The 22,435-nt window shown below is 65.8% G+C and carries 14 protein-coding genes and 4 pseudogenes; 9 read left to right on the top strand and 9 right to left on the bottom strand.

Features of this window, described 5'->3' with window-relative positions; all coding sequences use genetic code 11:
• Window positions 1-2: 2 nt before the first annotated feature.
• Window positions 3-968 (bottom strand): sugar-binding transcriptional regulator, encoded by a 966-nt coding sequence (locus OUO20_RS07335; protein WP_018769294.1) that lies wholly within the window; start codon window positions 966-968, stop codon window positions 3-5.
• Between the two features lie 166 nt (window positions 969-1,134).
• Between OUO20_RS07335 and OUO20_RS07330 the strand changes: the two are divergent.
• From OUO20_RS07330 to glpK, 3 genes and pseudogenes are all read left to right on the top strand, one after another.
• A pseudogene (locus OUO20_RS07330) lies at window positions 1,135-2,918 on the top strand (glycerol-3-phosphate dehydrogenase/oxidase).
• 93 nt (window positions 2,919-3,011) lie between these two features.
• Entirely contained in the window at window positions 3,012-3,761 is a 750-nt protein-coding gene (locus OUO20_RS07325; protein ID WP_026265770.1) for an MIP/aquaporin family protein, read from the top strand.
• A gap of 41 nt (window positions 3,762-3,802) precedes the next feature.
• Window positions 3,803-5,316: pseudogene (gene glpK / locus OUO20_RS07320) on the top strand (glycerol kinase GlpK).
• 121 nt (window positions 5,317-5,437) lie between these two features.
• On the opposite strand, the gene OUO20_RS07315 reads toward glpK, so the two are convergent.
• The 6 genes and pseudogenes from OUO20_RS07315 to OUO20_RS07290 form a co-directional block, all read right to left on the bottom strand.
• Window positions 5,438-5,617: a hypothetical protein gene (locus OUO20_RS07315; protein ID WP_268003164.1), complete on the bottom strand. Its 180-nt coding sequence runs from the start codon at window positions 5,615-5,617 to the stop codon at window positions 5,438-5,440.
• On the bottom strand, window positions 5,614-6,291 hold the full coding sequence (locus tag OUO20_RS07310; RefSeq protein WP_268003163.1) for a hypothetical protein: 678 nt from the start codon (window positions 6,289-6,291) through the stop codon (window positions 5,614-5,616). Before OUO20_RS07310 ends, OUO20_RS07315 begins: the two co-directional genes overlap by 4 nt.
• Before the next feature lie 86 nt (window positions 6,292-6,377).
• On the bottom strand, window positions 6,378-9,521 hold the full coding sequence (locus tag OUO20_RS07305; RefSeq protein ID WP_026265769.1) for an efflux RND transporter permease subunit: 3,144 nt from the start codon (window positions 9,519-9,521) through the stop codon (window positions 6,378-6,380).
• A 1-nt stretch (window position 9,522) separates the two neighbouring features.
• A complete protein-coding gene (locus tag OUO20_RS07300; protein WP_018769288.1) occupies window positions 9,523-9,975 on the bottom strand; it encodes a hypothetical protein in 453 nt (150 codons plus the stop codon).
• Window positions 9,975-10,964, bottom strand: a complete 990-nt coding sequence (locus OUO20_RS07295) for an efflux RND transporter permease subunit (RefSeq protein WP_268003402.1) — start codon at window positions 10,962-10,964, stop codon at window positions 9,975-9,977. The genes OUO20_RS07300 and OUO20_RS07295 overlap by 1 nt, the downstream gene beginning before the upstream one ends.
• Before the next feature lie 71 nt (window positions 10,965-11,035).
• Window positions 11,036-13,132, bottom strand: a pseudogene (locus OUO20_RS07290) (efflux RND transporter permease subunit); the annotation flags it as partial.
• Between the two features lie 532 nt (window positions 13,133-13,664).
• On the opposite strand from OUO20_RS07290, the pseudogene leuS reads away from it, so the two are divergent.
• The 6 genes and pseudogenes from leuS to holA all read left to right on the top strand — a co-directional run bounded on the left by leuS (window position 13,665) and on the right by holA (window position 21,319).
• Window positions 13,665-16,189: pseudogene (leuS, locus tag OUO20_RS07285) on the top strand (leucine--tRNA ligase).
• An 87-nt stretch (window positions 16,190-16,276) separates the two neighbouring features.
• Window positions 16,277-17,296, top strand: coding sequence for a DegV family protein (locus OUO20_RS07280; RefSeq protein ID WP_026265768.1), 1,020 nt, complete (start codon window positions 16,277-16,279; stop codon window positions 17,294-17,296).
• A gap of 48 nt (window positions 17,297-17,344) precedes the next feature.
• The gene (locus OUO20_RS07275) at window positions 17,345-18,256 is read left to right on the top strand and encodes a ComEA family DNA-binding protein (protein ID WP_056390430.1); all 912 of its coding nucleotides are present in this window, start codon (window positions 17,345-17,347) and stop codon (window positions 18,254-18,256) included.
• A gap of 230 nt (window positions 18,257-18,486) precedes the next feature.
• Window positions 18,487-19,383, top strand: coding sequence for a hypothetical protein (locus tag OUO20_RS07270; RefSeq protein ID WP_268003162.1), 897 nt, complete (start codon window positions 18,487-18,489; stop codon window positions 19,381-19,383).
• Entirely contained in the window at window positions 19,332-20,369 is a 1,038-nt protein-coding gene (locus tag OUO20_RS07265) for a ComEC/Rec2 family competence protein (protein WP_268003161.1), read from the top strand. Before OUO20_RS07270 ends, OUO20_RS07265 begins: the two co-directional genes overlap by 52 nt.
• Window positions 20,303-21,319 carry a DNA polymerase III subunit delta gene (holA, locus tag OUO20_RS07260; RefSeq protein WP_268003160.1) on the top strand — a complete coding sequence of 339 codons (1,017 nt, stop codon included), beginning with the start codon at window positions 20,303-20,305 and terminating at the stop codon, window positions 21,317-21,319. The genes OUO20_RS07265 and holA overlap by 67 nt, the downstream gene beginning before the upstream one ends.
• A 74-nt stretch (window positions 21,320-21,393) precedes the next feature.
• Here holA and rpsT read toward each other — a convergent pair whose 3' ends face one another.
• Together rpsT and OUO20_RS07250 are read right to left on the bottom strand one after the other, a co-directional pair.
• On the bottom strand, window positions 21,394-21,654 hold the full coding sequence (gene rpsT / locus OUO20_RS07255; protein ID WP_018769282.1) for a 30S ribosomal protein S20: 261 nt from the start codon (window positions 21,652-21,654) through the stop codon (window positions 21,394-21,396).
• A 169-nt stretch (window positions 21,655-21,823) separates the two neighbouring features.
• A complete protein-coding gene (locus OUO20_RS07250) occupies window positions 21,824-22,375 on the bottom strand; it encodes a type II toxin-antitoxin system PemK/MazF family toxin (RefSeq protein WP_056390423.1) in 552 nt (183 codons plus the stop codon).
• Window positions 22,376-22,435: the final 60 nt, after the last annotated feature.

Raw genomic sequence — 22,435 nt, 5'->3', positions numbered from 1 at the left:
CTTCAGCTGGTCAGTCCCTCGTAATCGACCAGGCGGCGTGCGGTGGCTTCGTCCAGGATCAGGTCGGTGGCCAGCCTCGCTGCCAGGGCGCCGCGCAGGCCGTTGATCTTGGAAACCCCCGACACCACGCAGATCCTGCGGCGCACCTGCCGCAGCTGGGCAAGCGCCGGACCGGTGGACCTTTCGTTCAGGACGATCCCGTCGGAGGACCCGTCGGCGCGGAAGAAGACCGTGGCGACGTCACCCACCACGTCCGAGTTGGCAAGGGCGTTCAGGTCGTCCTCATCGAGGTACCCGCCCGCGTAGACGTGGCTGGGATAGTCGGCGTGCACGGAACCCACACCGAAGATGGCGATGCTCATCTTTGCCTGCAGCTCCAGCACGCGCTGCACGCTGCGTTCATTCCACATTGCCGTCTTGGTGGCGGCGTGGTCGAAGAAGGCCGGAACCGGGAACTGCTCCACCCGGGCTCCGTACGCGCTGCCGAACCTGCGCATGATGTCGCTGGCATAGGTAATGCCCGTGGTGTGCATGTTTCCGGCGCCGTTGAGCTGGACTATCACGCTGTCATGCGTGATTTTCCTGGTGAGGTGCCGGCTGACTGCACTGAGCGTTGATCCCCAGGCCACGCCGATAATGGCGTTGGAATCCACCAGGGGCCCGATGGTGCGCGCCGCCTGCATGGCCACGCGGTCGAGGGTTTCGGCTTCGTTGAGCGTGCCAAGGATGGGAACCACGTGGACATCAAGGTTGTACCGGCGGCGGATGATCCCTTCCAGTTCGGGTCCGGTGTCCAAAGGGTTGCGGATTTGGATCTGCACCAGGCCCGAATCCCGTGCGGACGACAAAAGGCGGGAAACCGTGGACCGTGACGTGCGCAGTTCACGCGCAATCGCGTCCATGGTGAGGTCCTGCAAGTAGTACATTTGTGCAGCTCGGAGGGCATCTGCGTCCCGTGAAAGTGCCATCTCACTTCCATTCTGCACGTTCGTGCATAGTCCTTGACTCCATTTTCCATTTCTCCGAACAATAGAGCAGAACGGCGGCGCTATCCAGTGCGTCCGCATCACACAAAGCCCCAAGGGAGTCGTTTTGGGACCCAAGGATTCAACTGTTCAACCCTCCTCTGTTTCAGTGCCCCGGCCGGGGGCCGGGCGCGCGTCCGTCCACAGCCTGCGGCAACGTCCGCACGCGAAGGTGCTGGTTGTTGGCGGTGGCATCAACGGAGTGGGCACCTTCCGTGATCTGGCACTCCAGGGCGTCGATGTCGCGCTCGTGGAACGCGGAGATTACTGCCAGGGCGCCAGCGGTGCGTCCTCGCACATGATCCATGGCGGAATCCGCTACCTCGAGAACGGCGAGTTCCGCCTGGTCCGGGAGTCCGTGGTGGAACGCAACCGCCTGCTCAGGATTGCGCCGCACTATGTCAAGCCGCTGCAGACAACCATCCCCATCTTCAGCACCTTCTCCGGCATCCTCTCGGCACCGCTGCGCTTCCTGACCCACAAGCAGCAGGGAAAGCCCAAGGAGCGTGGAGCGTTCCTCATCAAGGTGGGGCTTAGTCTCTACGATTCGTTCTCCAGGAACGGCGGGACGGTACCGCGGCACCAGTTCAGGACCCACAAGGCAGCCCTCGGGGAACTGCCCGCCCTGCGGCCCGACGTCAAATACACGGCCACCTACTTCGACGCGTCCGTCCACAACCCGGAGCGGCTGACCCTGGACGTCCTGCAGGACGGCGAAAAGGCCGGACGCGCCGGTAACGCGAGGGGCACCAGCGCACAGAGTGATACGGCCCGCGCCAGCAATTACCTGTCACTCCAATCCATGTCTGCAACCCCCAATCCGGGAACCGGCAGGGGAAGCACTGTCCGCCTTCGCGACGAACTGACCGGTGAGGAATTCGACTTCACGGCGGACATCATCGTCAACACCACCGGGGCCTGGGTGGACCACACCAACCAGGCAATGGGTGCGGCATCCTCGTTCATGGGAGGCACCAAGGGGTCCCACATCGTGCTGGACCACCCGGGCCTCCTCGCCGCCTGCCGCGGCCGGGAAATCTTCTTCGAGCACACCGACGGCCGGATCGTCCTCATCTACCCCATGGGCGACCGGGTTCTCGTGGGCACTACGGACGTTGACGCGGACATGTCGGAGGACGCCGTCTGCACCGACGAGGAGATCCAGTACTTCTTTGAACTGATCAACCACGTCTTCCCCTCGGTCGACGTCACACCAGAGGACATCGTGTACACGTTCTCGGGTGTCCGCCCCCTGCCCAGCCATGACGCCACCCAGCCCGGCTTCGTCTCACGTGATTACCGCATCGAACGCCGCGCGTCCGCACCTGAGGGAGCGGCGCCGTCGTGCTGAGCCTGGTGGGCGGCAAATGGACCACCTTCCGTGCCCTTGCCGAGCACCTGACCAACGAGGTCCTCAGTGAACTCGGCGTGCAGCGCAAGGTGTCCACGGCGCAGCTCCCCATCGGCGGCGGCGCCGGTTTCCCTGCCGACGAAGCTGGCGTGCAGAAATGGATCAAGGCCCACATGGCCGGCGGCCGGGATGCAGACCGCACGGCCGGACTGCTGACCCGCTACGGGACCCGGGCCGAAGAGGTCATCGCCTACCTCGATGCCGAGCCCGACCACGCGCTGCGGTCCACCCGTGAACTGAGCGTCCGTGAACTGGAATTCATGGCGGCCAATGAGCAGGTGGGGCACCTGGTGGACGTCCTCATCCGGCGTACCTCCCTGGCCTTCCGCGGACTGGTTACCGGTGAACTCCTCAACGAAGTGGCGGAAGTCCTGTCCGTCCCGCTCCAGTGGGACGCGGCGGCGCGCGCCGCCGAGATCAAGCACGCACAGGACGTGCTGCAGCGTTTCCACCGCGTGGAAACGCACAGCCTGGTCGCCTAAGGCCAGGTTTCCGGCCGGGGCGTTACAGCGTCCCGGCCACACGGTCCTTCACCAGCGGAGGACCGACAACTAAACAAAGAAATGGAGTCAAAGATGTCTCTAGGAATAGTCTTCCTCTCCGAAGTCTTTGGCACGGGCATGCTGACCCTGTTGGGTTGCGGCGTCGTTGCCAACGTGGCTTTGCGGGGGACAAAAGGCAACAGTGGCGGCTTCCTGATGGTCACTTGGGGATGGGGCATTGCCGTCTTCTGTGGTGTCTTCGTCGCCGCCAAGTCGGGCGCGCACCTGAACCCTGCCGTCACGCTCGGCCTGCTGCTCAATGGCAAGGCTGAATATGCGCCGGGAGTCACCGTAGACTTCGCTTCCACCCTCACCTACTTCGGTGGCGAGATGGTGGGTGCATTCCTTGGTGCCGTGGTCTGCTGGCTGGCCTACAAGCAGCACTTCGACGACGAACCCGAGCCTGCCAGCAAGCTTGGGACCTTTTCCACCGGCCCTGCCATCCGGTCCACCCCATGGAACCTGATCACCGAAATCATCGGCACTTTTGTGCTGGTCTTCGTCATCCTCACCCTCGGCGGTACCCCCTCAGGGCTCGGCCCGCTGGCAGTAGCGCTGCTCGTGGTCGGTATCGGTGTTTCCCTCGGCGGCCCCACCGGCTACGCCATCAACCCTGCCCGTGACCTGGGACCGCGCATCGCCCACGCTGTGCTTCCCATCAAGGGCAAGGGCTCCAGCGACTGGAGCTATTCGTGGATTCCTGTGGTCGGCCCGCTTGTGGGCGGCGCCCTGGGTGGACTCGTCGCCCGGATTGTCCCGATCATCATCACGGCCGCTTCCTGACCCGTACTCATCACAGCCATTAACAAGACAAGGACGTCATCATGAACCAGTACGTAATCGCCATTGACCAGGGCACCACCAGCACCCGCGCCATCATCTTCGACCACAGCGGCGCCATAGTCTCCTCCGGCCAGATGGAACATGAGCAGATCTTCCCGCAGGCAGGATGGGTGGAACACGACGCCGCGGAAATCTGGAACAACACCCGTGAGGTCATCGGCTCGGCCCTCTCCAAGGCGAACCTGACGCGGCACGACATTGCCGCCGTCGGCATCACCAACCAGCGTGAAACAGCCGTCGTGTGGGACAAGACCACAGGCAAGCCGGTGTACAACGCCATCGTGTGGCAGGACACCCGCACCCAGGACATCGTCGACGAACTGGGCAGGGACGGCGGCGCGGACCGTTTCAAACAAAAGGTGGGCCTGCCGCTGGCCACCTACTTCTCCGGCACCAAGATCAAATGGATCCTGGACAACGTTGACGGCGCCCGTGAAAAGGCAGAGGCCGGGGACCTGGTGTTCGGCAACACCGACGCCTGGGTCCTCTGGAACCTCACGGGCGGCGTGGACGGCGGTGTCCACGTCACCGATGTCACCAACGCCTCCCGGACCCTGTTCATGGACCTCGAAACCCTGCAGTGGGACGACGAAATCCTCGGGATCTTTGGCGTGCCGCGAAGCATGATGCCGGAGATCAAGTCCTCCTCAGAGGTTTACGGCACCGTCCACAGCTCGCAGCTGCTGCGGGAAACGCCGGTGGCGGGCATCCTGGGCGACCAGCAGGCCGCCACATTCGGCCAGGCCGCCTTTGAAGCAGGAGAAGCCAAGAACACCTACGGCACCGGCTGCTTCCTGATCTTCAACACGGGCGAGGAAATTGTCCACTCGAAGAACGGGCTGCTGACCACCGTGGGCTACAAGCTGGGCGATGCCAAGCCGCACTACGCCCTGGAAGGTTCAATCGCCGTGACCGGCTCGCTGATCCAGTGGCTGCGCGACAACCTGGGCATGATCAGCAGCGCCCCCGAGGTGGAAACCCTGGCCGCATCCGTCAAGGACAACGGCGGCGTCTACATCGTCCCCGCGTTCTCCGGCCTCTTCGCCCCGTACTGGCGCTCCGACGCGCGGGGGCCATCGTGGGCCTGACCCGGTTCGTTAACAAGAACCATATCGCCCGGGCAGCCCTGGAGGCCACGGCATTCCAGACCCGCGAGGTGCTTGACGCCGTCAACGCGGACTCCGGCGTTCCGCTGACCGAACTGAAGGTCGACGGCGGCATGGTCGCCAACGACGCATTGATGCAGTTCCAGGCGGACATCCTCGGCGTCCCGGTGATCAGGCCCAAGGTCATCGAGACCACGGCGCTGGGGGCAGCCTACGCGGCTGGCCTGGCTGTTGGCTTCTGGAAGGACCTGGGCGAGTGCTCGGCCAACTGGTCCGAGGACAAGCGCTGGGAACCGCAGATGGACAAGGCCGAACAGGACCGCCAGATGCGGCTCTGGAAGAAGGCTGTCACCAAGTCCATGGACTGGGTCGACGAGGACGTGCGCTAGGCAGCACTCTCTGCGGCCCGGGCAGCAGTGAACAGTCCGGACAGCAGTGAACAGGGAGGGCGGCATTGGTGCCGCCCTCCCTGTTCACGGGCTCCGGTCAGGAGATGTCCGGTTCCGAGGCTCAATCGCAGAGTTGGGCCCGCGGTGTCTTCGCGTAAACGCTCCTGCTGACCTCGTAGCCCCTCGCGTCCTGCTCCAGGGCCTCCTCATTGACGCGGGCGAAGTGCCGGGCGTCCAGCTGCCGCACTTTCACCAGATCCATGAATTCCTGGTCGGAACCGCCCACTGCAGTGACCTTCACCAGCCCGGTTCCGGCTGAATAGAACTTTCGCTGATGCCCGGCGTCAGGTGGTTCCAGGGGTTGAATTCATCGATCACCAGCACGTCGTTGTAGCAGCCCGTAGGAACACAAACGTGCTGGTCCTGCTTGAAGACCTGCCCGCAGTCAAGGAAATCCACCTTCGGTGCGTACGCCTGCACATACGGAGGAGTATCTGTCCGGGGCGTGGCCTTCATTGCGATACCGGCCTGCGCCTTCGCGATGCCGCTGATGAAGGTGCTTGGTGCGCCGGCCAACTTGCCGTTTTCGTATTCCTCGGGGTATTCGCCGAACAGCCAGACGGCGCCGCTGGTGCTCTGCGCGAAGAACGCCAGCTCGGATTCGACCAGTTCGCCGTTGTCATAATCGCGGTCCCACACCACCTGCGTGGTGATGCCGTCAATCACTTTCGTCAGCCCTGTCACGGTGCTGACCACGCTGTGCGCGTGGACGCCGTCCGAAGAGGACACCTCCCCAGTGGTTGTGAATTGCATGCCCGGCTTGAGCGGGAACCATTTGTTGTCGATATGCGGTTTTGTCTGGAAATCAGAAGGGTCGAAGTTGATCGCAGAGCCGGGACCGCAGAGCTCCGGTGGTTGTTGTGCCGCGGCCGCGGTGGCGGCGGACGTCACGGTGAGCGTCGCCAGGACAAGCATGAGCGTGGAACCGTATGCGGTGAATCGCTTTTGTCGATGGAACATGGCCGGCCTTTCGTTGTGAGTGGGTTTTGTGCACCCTGCCGCTATCCAGCGGGGGCTGGTTCCGGGTTGGGGCGGCGAGTGCCGCGGGCCGGGCGCCGCTTGGCGAAGCGGAGGTACAGCGACGGCACAATGAAGAGGTTCAGCAGGGTGGACGTGACGAGGCCGCCCAGGATGACCACTGCCATGGGGTGTTCGATTTCGTGGCCCGGGACATTCCCCATGACCACCAGGGGCACCAGGGCCAATCCGGTTGCCAGGGTGGTCATGAGGATCGGGGACAGCCGCTCGGCTGCCCCGCGCAGCACCAGGTCACGGCCAAAGGTCTCACCCTCGTCCCTTTCCAGATGCTGGCAGTGGCTGATGAGCAAAATGCCGTTGCGCGCAGCGATACCCATCACCGTCAGGAAGCCCACAACCGAGCCCAGGGAAAGGATCCCGCCGGACATGAAAGCGGCGAAAACCCCGCCCACCAAGGCGATCGGCAGGGTCAGAAGGGACAGTACGGCGAGCCGCCAGCTCCGGAATGATGTTTGGAGGAGCAGGAGGATCAGGACGAGGGCAGCGGCGGCGAAAATCATCAGGCGGTTCGTGGCCGCCTCACGTTCGGTGTATTCGCCTAGCAGCTGCACGCTGTAACCGGCCGGCAGGTCCAGGGTGTCAAGGCGTTGCTGCAGCTCGCGGGCGACGTTGCCGAGGTCTGCGCCCGATGCCAGGAACGATCCAACTTCAACGCGGCGCGATCCGTTGGTACGGTCAATCTGGTTCGGCACCGGCTGAAGGGCCACGGTGGCCAGATCAGCGAGGCGGACCCGCTGGCCGGTGGGCGTGTCGATCGGCAGGTCTTCGATGCTGGTAACGCTGGACCGGGTGGCGGGAGTGCTCCAGACGTGGACGTCGTAGGCACGTCCGTCGCGGAAGACGTCGCCTACCTCCTCGCCAGCCACGAGCGTGGCTGCCGCACGTCTCACATCGCCAGGTTTCAGTCCGTATTTCTGTGCCTGGGCCAGGTTGACCGTGACCGAGATCTGCGGAACCTCAACCTCAAGGGAGACATGGGCGTCCTGGGTGCCGTGGATGCCGTCCAGGATGTCTTTGACCCGTTGGGCCTGTTCACGCAGCACGTTGAGGTCATCCCCGTAAACGCGGACGAGGATCGGCTCACTGGCTCCCGTGAGGACCTCTTCGATCCGTTCCTTCAGGTAGGTCTGGACGTCCCGGTGCAGGCCGGGATACCCGTTGACAACGTCCTGCACGGCGGCGAGCGTCTCGTCGTAGTTGGCGTGACGGTCAATGCTGATCCAGTGCTCGCCCGCGTTGACGCCAACAATCTCGTCGGCGGTGAAGGCCTGACCAATGTGTGTACCGCAATTCAGGACGCCGGGCACTTTGAGGAACTCCTCGCAGCCGCGCTGGGAGATCCGATATTCCTCCGCGGCTGACGTTCCCGGCTGTGAGACCCAGTGCATCAGGAAGTCCCGTTCCTTGAAAGTGGGGAACAGGGATGAGCCCAGGAGGGGTGCTATCGCCAAACCTGCCAGGGCGACGACTCCAAATCCCGCGTAGCCGTAGCGGGGCCGCTTCATCATGCCTGAAAGGACCGCGTGGTAGCCGCGCTTGAGCACGCGGACGAGGGGAGCGTCACGCTCCTCCAGTTTGGCGTTACCGAGGAGGATCAGTGCCAGGGCCGGAGTGACCGTCAGCGCCACCAGCATTGAGGCGAGTACTGCCAGCGTGTAGGTGATTGCCAGCGGCCGGAAGAAGACGCCCGTCAGTCCATCCAGGAAGAAGATGGGTACTGCCGCCACCACAATGATCAGGGTGGCATAGACGATGGGGCTCCGCATTTCGAGCGAGGCTTTCAACACCACCGAGGACGTGGATTCGCCGCTGCCCCGGGCGCGGTGCTGCCGCAGCCGCCGCATGATGTTTTCGACGTCGATGATGGCGTCATCGACCACGACACCGACCGCAATGACCAGCCCCGCAAGGACCATCGTGTTGATCGAACTGGCGGTGAAATACAGGACCAGGGCAGCTGTGAGCAAGGACAGCGGAATCGCGATGAGGCTGATGAGGGCTGTCCGCCATTGGAAGAGGAAAGCGCCCAGGATCAGGACGACGAGCAGGCAGCCGAGCAGCAGGGCCAGGCTGAGGTTGGAGATGGATTCCTCCACAAAGCTTGCCGGGCGGAAGATGGTGGTGTCGAAGCTGATTCCACTCAAGCCGGGCTGCAACTCATGCAGGGCCTCCTCAACGCCCTTGGTCACGTCCAGGGTGTTGCCCCAGGGCAGTTTCTCGACAATGAGCATGAGCCCATGGCCGCTATTGATGACGGCGTCACCGATGAGTGGCTGGTGGTCTTCCACTACTTGGGCTACGTCGCCAAGGTGGAGGGGCACGCCGTCCTTTTCACGGATCGTCACCTGGGCCAGGTCGGCGGGAGTCTTTATCGGCTGGACGTGCCGAACCCCCATTCTCTGGTTGGGGCTGTCAATAAAGCCCCCGGTGCCGATGAACCTTCCGGGCGAGTACCTAAGCAGGCCTGCGTCGAGGGCGCCGGCGGTAACTTCCATGACCTGGTTGAGGGAAACGTCCTGGGCTTTGAGCTTGTCGGGTTCCACCTGCACCTGCAGCATCTGGAGCCGTTCCCCCCAAATTGCCACGTTGGCCACACCGGGAACCCGCAGGAGGCGGGCCCGGATGGTCCAGTAGGACAGCATGGACATCTCAATGAGCGAGTGCTCAGATGACGTCATTCCTATCTTCATCACGCGGCTCGTGGCGGACAGCGGCTGCAGCATGACCGGCGGGGCCGCCCAGGTCGGCAGCGCCGCCGTCACGGACGCCATGCGTTCCGAGACCTGCTGGCGGGCGTTGAGCAGGTCGGTGCCCGGATGGAAGAGCAACACGATCGAAGACAGCTGCGCAACGGATTTGGACCGCAGCTCGTCCAGTCCCGGCATGCCGCCTACCGCTGCCTCGATGGGAACGCTGACCAGCTCTTCGACTTCCTGGGCAGTCAGGCCAAGGCACGCGGTCTGGATTTCGACCCGGGGTGGGGCGAATTCGGGAAAGACGTCCACGGACGCGGCACCCAGCTGCAGGGATCCGAGCAGCATGACCGCACACGCGATGGCGACGACGATCGTCCTAAACCTGAGGCTGACCCCGATTATCCAGCGCATGTCACTGGGCCGTGTCGAATTCCGCGCCAAAAAGCTCCTCAGCGCCCGTGGTCACCACCGTTGTGCCGGGAGGCGGCCCGTCGCCCAACTGCGCAACATCGGCGTTGATGCGTTCGACGGTGATTGGCGCGCGGACGTAAACCAGGGGCTCGGGGTTGGTGTACACCCAGGTCTTGCCGGTGCTGTCATACAGAATGGCCGCATAGGAGACGGTGAGCTTCCCGGTCTGGGGGTCCGTCGCCACCTGGACGGTGGTAAGCCCGAGGCGTTGGACAGCGTGATCGGTGAGCGTGATGCGGTGAAGGTCCGTTCCCGGCACCGTGGCAATAGCCGCCGGGTCGTTGGCTGACGCCGCTTCGGACACTTGTGCGCACCCTGCAACCAGGAGTGACAGGAACGCCGCGATAATGAGGGCTGCGTGCTTCCTGGCAGGCCCTGCTGGAATTGATTTCATCACACAACCTGGTTTTCAGTAGGTTCATAGATGGCGTGGCCGGCGCTGTGTGCTGGTGCCTTCGGCGCGAAGGCGAGCAGTACGGCGGGTACCACAAACAGGGTGGACAGGGTGGAGGTCAGCAGGCCGCCCCAGATGATCACGGCAAGCGGTTGAATGATTTCCGTTCCTGCCACACCGCCGAACAGGACGAGGGGCACAAGTGCAAGTGCCGTCATCCCGGCCGACATCAACGTCGGACCCAGCCTGTCCCTCGCCGCATGGACCACCAGGCCAGGCATCGGCATTTCACCGCCCCGGGCCTGTAGTGTCCGGACGCGTTCCGCCATCAGCAGGGTGCCCCGGGCCGCGATCCCCAGCACGACGGCGAACGCCACCAGTGCGACCAGGGAATTTACCGCCCCGGTAACCAGGGCGGCAAGCACGCCTCCGGAGAGCGAAAGGACCAGGCACAGGGCGAGCGGGACGGCGAGCCGCCAGCTTCCGGCAGCAGTCTGCAGAAGAACCAGGATGCCCGCCGCGGCAATCGCTGCGAGCAACCAGAGCCACTGGATGTTGCTTTGCTGCTGGGCATACTGCGTGAGGATTTCGGCGTGGTACGACATCGGGAACTGCATCTTTTGGAGGCCCGCATTAATGTCGTTTTGGATGTCGCTCAGGGGCCGGCCCTGGATGTCGGCTTTCACGTCAAGGCGGCGATAGGTGTCATCGTGAAGTATGACGGACTCGTTTCCGACCATATTGACCTGGGCGACGTCGCCCAGGCGGGCATGCCCGCCGCTGGGGGTGTCGATGATCAGGTCACGAACGCTGTCCAGGCTGTTCCGCGTGGACGGGACCCCCTTGACGATGACCGAGAAGACCTTCTGCTGTTCGTAGAGGTTGCCCACTTCGATACCTTGCACCAAGGCGGCCGCAGCGCGTCGAACATCCCCGGGGGCGACGCCGGCCTTCTGCGCCTTGGCAAGGTCAACCGTGACCTCGGCAATGGGCTGCTCGGGGGAACGTCAACATGGGCGTTCGCAATGCCGGCGGTGTGTTCCAGAATCTGCTGCACCTCCGACGCCTTCTGCCGCAGGATCGCGGGGTCCAGGCCGTAGACCCGGACGGCGAATCCGCTGTCCGCAGCGTCCCGGATCGCGTCGAGGCGCTCCTGGGGATAGGTCGATACCTTGCTGGTCAGCCCGGGGTAGCCGGCAATGACCTGCTTGACGGCGGCAGCAGTATCCCTGAAGGACGCATCGTGTGCCACGCTGACCCAAAGTTCACCCGAACTTACGTCACCGACCTGGTCGGAGGTGATGGCCCGGCCAACGTGGCCTCCCACATTGGCCACGCCGGGCACGCCGCGCAGCTCGCCCGCCGCCGCCTCCGTGATCCGGCTCATTTCCTGGTCCGAGGTACCAGCGATCGCGCTCCAGTGCACCACCAGGGTCTTGTCCGCCATTACCGGCACCACGGGGTGGCCGGCTGCCAGCTGGGGCATCAAGGCCAGCCCCGCCAGCGCCACAACGGCGGAAGCAGCGAACATCCATTTAGCCCCTCCCCTCAGGCGGACCAGGAGCCGGCCGTAGCCCACCTCGAGCCGCTTCAGCGACCGGCGTTCCCGCGGCGCGTTCAACGCTCCGGGGAGGACGAACACCAGCGCGGCTGTGACGGCCAGCGCCACGATCATCGAGACTGCCAGGGCAAGCAGGTAGGCCAGGACAAGTGGACCGAAAAGGGCTCCATTCTCACCTGTGAAGAAGAATGCCGGCATCGTGGCCAGCGCCATGATCAACAGCGAGTAGAGAATCGGAGTACGAACCGAGCGAAGGGCCTCCGGAATCAGGCCCGAGCCCCGCTGGGTATCGTGCAGCGCGTCCCCGCGTTTCCTGGCGGAAAGGTTCGCCGCCACCACCCCACTGAGGTCCTCGGCGACGTCGCCCACGATAACCGCGAGGGCGAGCACCATGCCCGCGAACACCATGGAGTTCATCCCGACCCCGCGCCAGTACAGGACAAGGGCCGCCGCGGTGAGTGCCACCGGGATGGTGACCAGGCTGATGACAGCGGCACGCCATGACCGGAAGAACGCCCAGAACATCGCGACGATGACCAGCAATGTGATGAGCAGGCCGACGCCGATTACGCCGACTTCCTCCTCGATGAAGGACGCCTGTCGGTAAACGGTGGTGTCCACCTGTACCCCGGGCAGGCCCGGCTGGAGTGCGCGCAGTGCCTCGTCCACGCCCCGCGTCACGTCCATGGTGTTGGTCTCGGGGAATTTCTCGATCACCAGGAGGAGCTCGGTTTCCTTGCTCAGGAGGGCATCGCCGATCAGTGGCTGGTGGTCCGTTTGAACCGTGGCGACGTCCTTCAGGAGGAGGTTCCCCGCCGGACTGTCCAATGGAACCTGACCCAGGTCCTGGGGAGTGGTGATTGGCAGGACGTGCTGGACGCCGATCCGCTGGTGTCCGGTCTCGAAGAAGCCGCCCGTTCCCGGGGTGGAGGCCTCCAGGTAGCTCAGCGGTGATACCCATACTGAGTTGCCGGTGGTCTTGATGACATCGTCCAGCGTGACGCCTTTGGCTGCAAGCTGACCCGGATCCACCAGGACCTGCAGTTGCTGATCCCGTTGGCCCCAGATGGCCACGTTGGCGACACCAGGCACCGCCAGGAGGCCTGGCTTCATCGTCCAGCGGGCCAGGACAGACATGTCGATGGCCGACATGTCCTTTGACGTGAGCTTGATCATCATCACCCGGCTGGTGGATGAGAGCGGCTGCATGAGGACCGGCGCTGCTGACACGTTCGGCAGTGCGCGGGCCTGGGTAAGGCGCTCAGAGACCAGCTGGCGTGCCCGGAAAAGGTCAGTCCCCGGCTTGAAGACCATCTGGATCGAGGACAGCCCGGGGAGGGACTTGGATCGGATCGCCTCCACCCAGGCAACGCCGTTCAGCAGGTCGGCCTCCATCGGGGAGGTGACGAGCTGTTCCACCTCGGCGGCCGAGAGCCCCAGGGCCTCCGTCTGGATCTCCACCTGCGGCGGGGCGAATTCCGGATAGGCATCAACGGACATGCCCGGCAAACTTGATAACCCAAAAGCGAGAATTCCCGCAGCCAATGCCAGGACCAACAACCGGAACTGGACAGCCCAGCGAATTATGGCGGTCATGACCAGTACCACGGTGATTGCCTGGCCCACAACCCGGGAGCTTCGGTGCGGACCTTTACTTTTGCGGGGGCGAAGCTGCTGTCCGCCAGTTGTCGTGCGGGAAATCTACGCCAAGAACACATTTCGGGCTCCTCGACCTGAGACCGTTCAGTACCCCGCAGACTTGCCATCACTGTGGACCGCAGAGCATAACTTGGCAAGAGTACTTAGCCCCTCAACTTTGCGGCTCCGGCAGTAGGGGGAGCACCCAATTCGGGGGTGGTGGCTTTAGGGGGATGCGGGCTCCGGCGTGTGCCCTCATCGGCTGGGCGGTAATCCGGCACTTGTTTACACTGGGGGTGCGCTAAAGTAGAGCCATGCGTGCGATCCTTCTGCTTAGTTAGCCGCCGGCTCCGGATATCGGATAGCTGAGCGGCAGCCCCTCCCTTGGCGAGGGGCTTTTGTGTGTCCGGGGTATGGCGCCGGGCCGGCAGCAGGAGGATCAGGCCGTTATGGCAGCACCGATGCCGTAACAGAACAGAAGAGGGCAGCAGTGGGCGTTCAGCCGGAGACAGAGACCGGAACAGCAACAACAGTATCGGCGGAGCCTGAGGAGGGCACCTACAGTTTCACCGCCATGGAGGCCAAATGGCCCCAGGTGTGGGAGGACCTCAAGGTCTTCACCCCGGTGGATGACGGGTCCCGGGAGCGCCGCTACGTGCTTGACATGTTCCCGTACCCGTCCGGTGACCTGCACATGGGCCACGCCGAAGCGTTCGCCATGGGTGACGTCGTGGCCCGCTACCTGCGCCAGAAGGGGTACGACGTCCTGCACCCCATCGGCTGGGACTCCTTCGGCCTGCCCGCGGAGAACGCTGCCATCAAGCGCAACGCCCACCCCAGCGAGTGGACCTACGCCAACATCGACACCCAGGCAGCGTCCTTCAAGCGGTACGCCATCTCCGCCGACTGGTCGCGCCGCCTCCACACCTCCGACCCCGAGTACTACCGCTGGACCCAGTGGCTGTTCAAGCGCTTCTACGAGCGCGGGCTGGCCTACCGGAAGAACTCCCCGGTCAACTGGTGCCCCAAGGACCAGACCGTCCTGGCCAACGAGCAGGTGGTCAACGGCGCCTGCGAGCGCTGCGGCACCACCGTGACCAAGAAGTCGCTCAACCAGTGGTACTTCAAGATCACCGACTACGCGGACCGCCTGCTGGATGACATGGACGAGCTGCGCGGCCACTGGCCCGAGCGCGTCCTGGCCATGCAGAAGAACTGGATCGGCCGGTCCGAGGGTGCCCACGTCAACTTCGTGATCGAGGCCGACGGCGGCAAGCCCGCCAAGGAGGTCACGGTCTTCACCACCCGCCCGGACACCCTGTACGGGGCAATCTTCTTCGTTGTGGCTGCCGACGCGCCGCTCGCCGTCGAACTTGTCACGGACGACCACGCAGCTGCCCTGGACGAATACCGTGAACGGGTCAAGGCGCTCTCCGAGATCGAACGCCAGTCCACCGAGCGCGAAAAGACCGGTGTCTTCACCGGCCGCTACGCCATCAACCCGCTGAACGGCGAAAAACTGCCGGTCTGGGCTGCCGACTACGTCCTGGCCGACTACGGCACGGGCGCCATCATGGCCGTGCCCGCGCATGACCAGCGGGACCTCGACTTCGCCCGCGCGTTCAACCTGCCGGTCCGCGCCGTCCTGGACACCGGCGAAGAGGATCCCGCCGTCTCGGGCACCGCCACCTCGGGGAGGGCACCCTGATCAACTCCGGCGAGCTCGACGGACTGCCCAAGGCCGAGGCCATCCCGGCGGCCATCACCATCCTGGAGCGGCAGGGCACCGGCGAGAAGTTCGTGAACTTCCGGCTCCGCGACTGGCTCCTGAGCCGGCAGCGGTTCTGGGGCACCCCCATCCCCATCATCCACTGCCCGTCCTGCGGCGAAGTCCCCGTTCCCGATGAGCAGCTGCCCGTGACCCTTCCCTCGGACCTCCGCGGCGAGGACCTGGCCCCGAAGGGCACCTCGCCGCTGGCCGCGGCCGAGTCCTGGGTCAACGTCGAATGCCCCACCTGCCACGGCCCTGCCAAGCGGGACACCGACACCATGGACACGTTCGTCGACTCCTCCTGGTACTTCCTGCGCTTCGTCTCCCCGCACTACACCGGGGGCCCCTTCGATCCGGAGAAGATCAACGACTGGATGCCCGTGGGCCAGTACGTCGGCGGTGTGGAGCACGCCATCCTCCACCTGCTGTACGCCCGCTTCTTCACCAAGGTCATCCACGACCTGGGCATGATCGACGCCGACGAACCCTTCAGCGCCCTGCTGAACCAGGGCCAGGTACTCAACGGCGGCAAAGCCATGAGCAAGTCGCTGGGCAACGGCGTGGACCTCGGCGAGCAGCTCGACAAGTACGGCGTGGACGCGGTCCGGCTGACCATGATCTTCGCCTCCCCGCCGGAGGACGACGTCGACTGGGCCGATGTTTCGCCGTCGGGCTCGGCGAAATTCCTGGCCCGCGCCTGGCGCCTGGCGCAGGACGTGGCCAGCGGGCCCGGCGTGGACGCCACCACCGGCGACCGCGCGCTGCGGTCGGTAACGCACCGCACCATCGCGGACGCCGCTGAACTGCTGGACGCCAACAAGTTCAACGTGGTGGTGGCCAAGCTGATGGAGCTGGTCAACGCCACCCGCAAGGCCATTGACTCCGGCGCAGGGGCGGCGGATCCGGCGGTCCGCGAAGCCGCTGAAGCCGTCGCCGTGATCCTCAGCCTCTTCGCGCCATACACCGCCGAGGACATGTGGAACCTGCTGGGCCACCCGGCGTCGGTGGCCAACGCAGGCTGGCCCGCCCACGATCCCGCGCTCCTGGTCCAGGACACGGTCACCGCCGTTGTCCAGGTGCAGGGCAAGGTCCGTGACCGGCTTGAGGTGTCCCCGGACGTCTCCGAGGATCAGCTCCGCGAGCTGGCCCTGGCGTCCGACAACGTCCAGCGCGCCCTTGACGGCCGCGGCATCAGGACAGTCATCGTCCGTGCGCCTAAGCTGGTCAACATCGTCCCGGCATAAGCGCTGCACCCTGCAGCACGCACCGGCCGCCGGAAGTTTTCCGGCGGCCGGTGCTGACTGATCCGGACACCGTCTCCAGGAGGCCCCTTGCCCGACAGTAATGCCGCTGCCTGGCCATGGGTCCGTGCACGGCTGTCAGGCCTCCGTCCCGGGGCGCGTCCGGGGACGCGGCGGGCGGCCGGGAGCGCTGAGGTGCGCACAGCCGTCGTCACTGATTCCGCTGCCGCCCTGCCTGCGGACTATGCAGGCAGGCTGCCGCGGGACGGCATCCTGACCGTGACACCCATGCCCGTCATGGTGGGCCGGGAAATCTACGGCGAGGGTGAAGACGACATCCTCGAGACCATCGCCGTGGCGCTGGCCTCCGGAACGCAGGTCAAAACATCCAGGCCGTCACCGGGCCAATTTGAGCAGGCGTACCGCGCGGCCGAACTCCGGGGATTCCAGGCGGTCGTTTCCGTCCATATCTCCGGGGAACTTTCCGGCACTGCCGACGCGGCCCGGCTTGCTGCGGCAAAGGTGGGGATCCCCGTGGAGGTGGTGGATACCCGAACCGTGGGCATGGCACAGGGGATGGCCGTGCAGGCTGCCGTGGAGGCAGCCGCCGCCGGCGCCGACCATGCCGGGGTTGCTGCCGCGGCAGCGGCCCAGGCAGCCCGCACCAAGGTCTTCTTCTACGTCCCCAGCCTGGAACAACTGCGGCGGGGCGGACGGATCGGCGCCGCGGCCTCGCTGCTGGGCACCATGTTTGCCATCAAACCTATCCTTGCGGTCGACGGCGGCAGGATCGTCCCGCTGGAGAAGGTGCGGTCAGGTGCCAGGGCCGTGGCGCGCCTTGAGGAAATCGTGGTGGCCGAAGCGGCGGCGCGTCCGGGAGAGGCCGTGCGCCTGGCCGTCCATCATTTCGGGAACTCCGAAGAGGCGGAGAGCCTGGCCGCGCGGCTGGAAGCGGCACTTCCCGAATGCCCGCCCGCCCAGATCAGTTCCCTCCCGGCAGTCCTCGCTGCCCATGCGGGCCTCGGCGTCCTTGCGGTCATCGTGGGCAGGACGGCCGCCGATGGGGGGACGGACGGCGGACCGGGCGCCGAAGCGCACCTTTCCACATAGCCTCTTTGCCGGCTGCCGGTCGGCGGACCGTGTTCCTAGGGTGGAGCTATGTCACGCCGGGATGCTGGAGCAGCAGGTCAGCAGGCGCGCCATGTGAGGGCGAGGCTCCATGCCACCCTGGGGGAGGGACCTTCCGGGCTCCTGCAGGACGGGGCCGGCCCTGACGGTTTTGAGTACCGGGGTTCCGGTGACGCGGGCGGAGACAAACCCGGCAGTGGCTCCGGAGCTGGTTCCGGTGTGGCGCCTTCGCTCCGGTGGCGGGTGGGGCTGCGCGTCGCCGTGCTGCTGGCTGTTCTGGCCGTGGCCGCGGGAGCCTGGTTTTGGTGGCAGGCCGGGGCGGCCGCGCCCCAGGTCCTGCCGTTGGGCGGCACCGGTTCCGGCGGCGCATCAGCAGCGGCCGGTGACAGTGGTTCCGTCCAGGGCGGGGCCCCAGCCCCACCGGATTCCGGCAGCGGGCAGGGCGGCTCCGCGTCAGCGGGGACGGTGGTGGTGCACGTTGTTGGCGCCGTGGCCAGACCCGGTGTTATCCGGCTGCCGCACAGCAGCCGCGTTGACGACGCCATCGCTGCGGCGGGCGGTGCGACTCCGGACGCCGACGTCAACCGGCTCAACCTTGCCCTCGTGGTGGAGGACGGCCAGAAAATCCACGTTCCGCGGCAAGGGGAACCCCAGGCCTCCGCGGCCGGTGCCGCAGGTCCGGACGGCACTGGGTCAATGGGTGCTGGTTCAGGCACTGCGCAGCAGGGGACGGTACCCGGCCAGACCGGCGGAAAGGTCAACCTCAACACCGCGGACGCTGCCACGCTGGACACGCTGCCAAAAGTCGGGCCGGTCCTGGCCCAGCGGATCGTGGACTGGCGGAAGGAACACGGCCCCTTCAAGAGCGCGGAAGAACTGGACGCCGTCGACGGCGTGGGACCAAAGATGCTTGAGGCCTTGCTCCCGCTGGTGACGGTCTAGGGACGGCCGTGGGAGCGAATTCAGGAAGGGGAGGCCGGGACAAGGGTCAGGGATGGAATGCGCCCGATCCCGGCGGCGGAAAGCAACGGCGCAGTCCCTGGCACCGCTTCATCGAATCCGCGGTGAATGGCCCCGGCCTGGAACCACAGGCTCCGACGCCTCCAGGCGCAACGGAAGCCTCCGGGACCCCTTCTCCGCCTTCGACACCGGCCCACCCACGGACCCCCTGCTTGCCGGCCACCGGGCACCGGCCGCTGCAGGGGCACTGGACGCGCGCCGTGCACCACGTGCGCCAGCGGGTGGCCGATGGCGGCAAGGCCCAGGAAAACGCTGATACCAGTCCCGCGGAACCACGACGCCGCACGGACCTCCGCCTTGCCCTTCCGGCATTATTGGTATGGACCGCCTCAGTGGCCGGGCTCTGGCTGCCGCCTGCGGAGCTTGCAGCACTGTGCTCCGCACTGGCGGCACTTGGCGGCCTCCTCCTGGCCCGCGCGGCCAGGCATCGCACGGCACGAACTGCGCGTCCCGCCGTCGGCCACCAGGAACGGGCCGGGCCGCCCCGCGCCACCGGACGCAGCTTTCCCGCCGCCCTGGGCGTCTCCCTGATGCTGGCCGCTGCCGCCGCAGCCCACGCTGCAACGTCGTCAAGCCAACGGTTCGAGGGTCCCCTCGCCGACGCGGTCACTGCCGGCAAGTCCGTCGTCGCCATTGTGGAGGTGGCCGGAAACCCAAGGGCCATGGCAGGACCGGGCGGGTCGGCGGGACGCTGGGCAGTTCCGGTGTGGACGCAGGAAGTGACCACCGGCGGCATGCTGGTGCGGACACGGGCGCGGCTCACCATCATGGGCGGGCAAGGCTGGGGCGGGGTGGTTCCGGGGCAGACCCTGCGCGCAGCAGGAAAGCTGCGGCCGGCGGAGCCGGGGACCAGGACGCGGGAACCCTGGCCGCCTCCACCGCCCCCGGCAAGGCCATGGGAGGCTCGCTGCTGGAGGGGGCAGCGAAGGAGCTTCGGGCGCGCTTCGTTTCCGCCGCGGTTTTCCTGTCACCCGATGCCCGCGGACTCCTTCCGGGAATGGTCACCGGAGACACCAGCGCACTGGACGAGGGACTGGACAACGCCATGAAGGCTGTGGGCATGACCCACCTAACGGCGGTCAGCGGGGCAAACTGCAGCCTGGTGCTGGGGGCCTTGCTGCTCCTGTGCCGCCGGTGCCGGCTGCCGCGTGCTCCCGCTGCGGCTGGAGCACTTTGCGGCCTGGCCCTCTTCATAGTCCTGGTGGGACCGGACGCCAGCGTCCTGCGGGCCGCTCTCATGGGTGCCATCGGGGTGGCCGCCCTCGCGGGCGGACGCCCAGGGCGCGGACTGAGCTTCCTGTGCCTCGCCGTCATCGGCCTTCTACTGGCCGAGCCTGCCCTTGGCACCAGTTTCGGATTCCTGCTGTCCGTCCTTGCCACGCTGGGGATCATTCTCCTGGGGCGGCGGATCGTCGCCTGGATTCCCGCAGCGGTGCCCCGGTGGATCGCCGCCGCCGTTGCGGTTCCGCTGTCCGCACAGCTGTTGTGCGGGCCCGTCATCGTCCTCCTGCAGCCCCGGTTCGCCACCTATTCGCTGCTGGCCAATGTCGTGGTGTCACCCCTGGTGGCGCCGGTGACCCTGCTGGGAACGGCAGCGGTGCCGCTGGTGGTCCTGCTTCCGTGGGCCGCCACGTTTCTGATCGCTGTGGCTGGAACGTTCAGCGCCGGCATCGCCGCCACCGCCAGGTTCACGGCGCAGCTGCCCGGCTCCGCCCTGCCCTGGCCTGAGGGAGTGCCCGGGCTGCTGTCGATGGTGCTGTTGTCCACCGTTACCCTGGCGGCCGTGTGGGCAGTGGTCCGGCCCCTGCGGTTCGCCTGCCAGGTCCGGAAAGCGCACGCCGTCACGGTGGCACTGATCGGGCTGATGGAGCTGCGGCTGCAGCACATCCGCCGCAAGGGCAGCTTGGACCGCGGGCGCAGACGTGGCAGGCTGGGATACTGCAATAAAACCTCCGGAAGGGACCTTGGATGGCCGTCGCGCAAAAGCGGGCAACACGCTCCCCGGCGTCGAACACAGCCTCCTGGCGGGACGTAGCCCCGGCCTCGATCGTGCTGGTAAGCGGCCCGGAAGAGTACCTGGGCATCAGGGCCATGGACAGGATCCGCTCACAGGTCAGGGCGGCCGCGCCGGACGTCGAATTGAGCCGCATCAACGCCGCCGGCTATGACGCCGGCACCCTGACCATGCAGGTGAGCCCTTCACTGTTCGGTGAGAGCAAGCTCATTGAAGTGGAGGCCGTGGAAGGGATGAACGACGCCTTCCTGGCGGATGCCCTTGCCTACCTGCAGCACCCGGAACAGGACGCCGTCGTCGTGCTCCGGCACGCCGGGGAGCACGCGGCAAAAAGCTCCTCGACGCCGTTAAAGAAGGGTGGCTGGCCGGTCGTTGACTGCCAGCCACTGAAGAAGGATGCGGACAAGGTCTCGTTCGTCATGGCGGAGTTCAAGGCGGCCGGGCGGCGGATCAACCAGGACGCCGTCCAGGCGCTGGTGAATGCCGTGGGGGCCGACCTTTCGGAACTCGCCGCGGCGTGCTCGCAACTGATTGCCGACGCAGGGAGCACCGTCACTACTGAGACCGTGGACAAGTACTACGGCGGACGGATCGAGGCCACCGCGTTCAAGGTCGCCGACGCCGCAATGGCAGGAAACGCCCCCGTGGCGCTGTCGACGCTGCGCCACGCCCTTGCCACCGGTGCTGACCCGGTTCCGCTGGTGGCAGCCCTCGCCTCGAAGCTAAGAACTGTCGCACGGGTGGCCGGCGCCTCCGGATCGCCCGCGCAGATCGCGGCGGAACTCGGGATGCAGCCCTGGCTCGTGGAGCAGGCACAGCGGGACGTCCGGCGCTGGACCCCGGAAGGCCTGGTCCGGTCCATCCAGGCCACGGCGGAGGCTGATGCGCAGGTCAAGGGCTTGTCCCGGGACCCCGTCTACGCCGTCGAACACGCTGTGACGGTGATTGCCATGTCCGTCCAGGGCAGGTAGGCCGCAACGATTAAAGCGTGTGGCCGGTACCTTGCGGTACCGGCCACACCATCAGTTCGTGGGAACTGGAAACCTTAGAGTGCGTTGACCTTCTTGGAGATCGCCGACTTGCGGTTCGCTGCGTTGTTCTTGTGCAGAACACCCTTGCTGACAGCCTTGTCCAGCTTACGGCTGGCAGTAACGAGCGCAGTAGTAGCAGCTTCCTTGTCAGAGGACTCAACGGCGGTGTTGACGGCGCGGATGGCCGTCTTCAGCTCAGACTTGACTGCGTTGTTGCGCAGGCGTGCCTTCTCGTTGGTCAGGATGCGCTTCTTCTGGGACTTGATATTCGCCACGTGTGAACTCTCTTTGTAATGCGGAAATGGTCTAGAGGGCTTTCAGGCTGGCCTTGACTGAGCGGCGTGGGGATACCTATGGCGGCCAGCCATCAGTGACCGTCGACCTGCACGGACACACAGCAATAAAGAATAGCAGGTCAGCGGCGGCACTGGCCATTTGGGTTGGTCAGGTCCAGCCGTGTCGCCGGCGCAGCCCGGCCGCAACTTTCTCAAACCGCGCCGCGTCCAGCACGGCGCCCTCCCGCCGGATGCTGTCAGGGCGGATCTGCAGGATACGGTCCAGGCGCACTTCACTGGGCCTGCCCTGCTTGTCCCAGTCCCCGGAACCGAGGTCCACGTAGTCGCCGGACGTTGAACCGGCAGGCACCCTGTCCCTGCTGGTCAGCATCAGTCCCAGGAGGAACGGGCCGTTATGCCCCACCAGCAGCACCGGCCGGTCCTTCCCCTTGCCGTGGTCCTCCTCGTAAGGGACCCAGGCCCACACCACCTCGCCCGGATCCGGGTCGCCGTCCGGCTGCGGTGCATACCGGACGGCGGACCGCCCGCGGTAATCACCGGGATACCCGGACCCGGCAGGACCTCCGCCGGGAGCCTGAGGCATGGCCCCCGCCCGGCGGTCCCGGCCGGGGCCCGGGGCCGGCGGGGCGGGCCGCCGTTTCTGCAGCATGCGCAGGCCGCGGCGGACGGCGTTTCCCAGGGAGCGGAGATCAATGACCATGCGAAAAGCCTATCGGCGGTGGTTCGGCATGGAACTGCCGGGCGGCGCCCTGCCCGGATG

This window comes from Arthrobacter sp. FX8 (genome assembly GCF_026723805.1).
Lineage (GTDB): Bacteria > Actinomycetota > Actinomycetes > Actinomycetales > Micrococcaceae > Arthrobacter.
The sequence above is the reverse complement of the archived record's forward strand: the minus strand, read 5'-3'. Positions and strand labels throughout refer to the sequence as shown.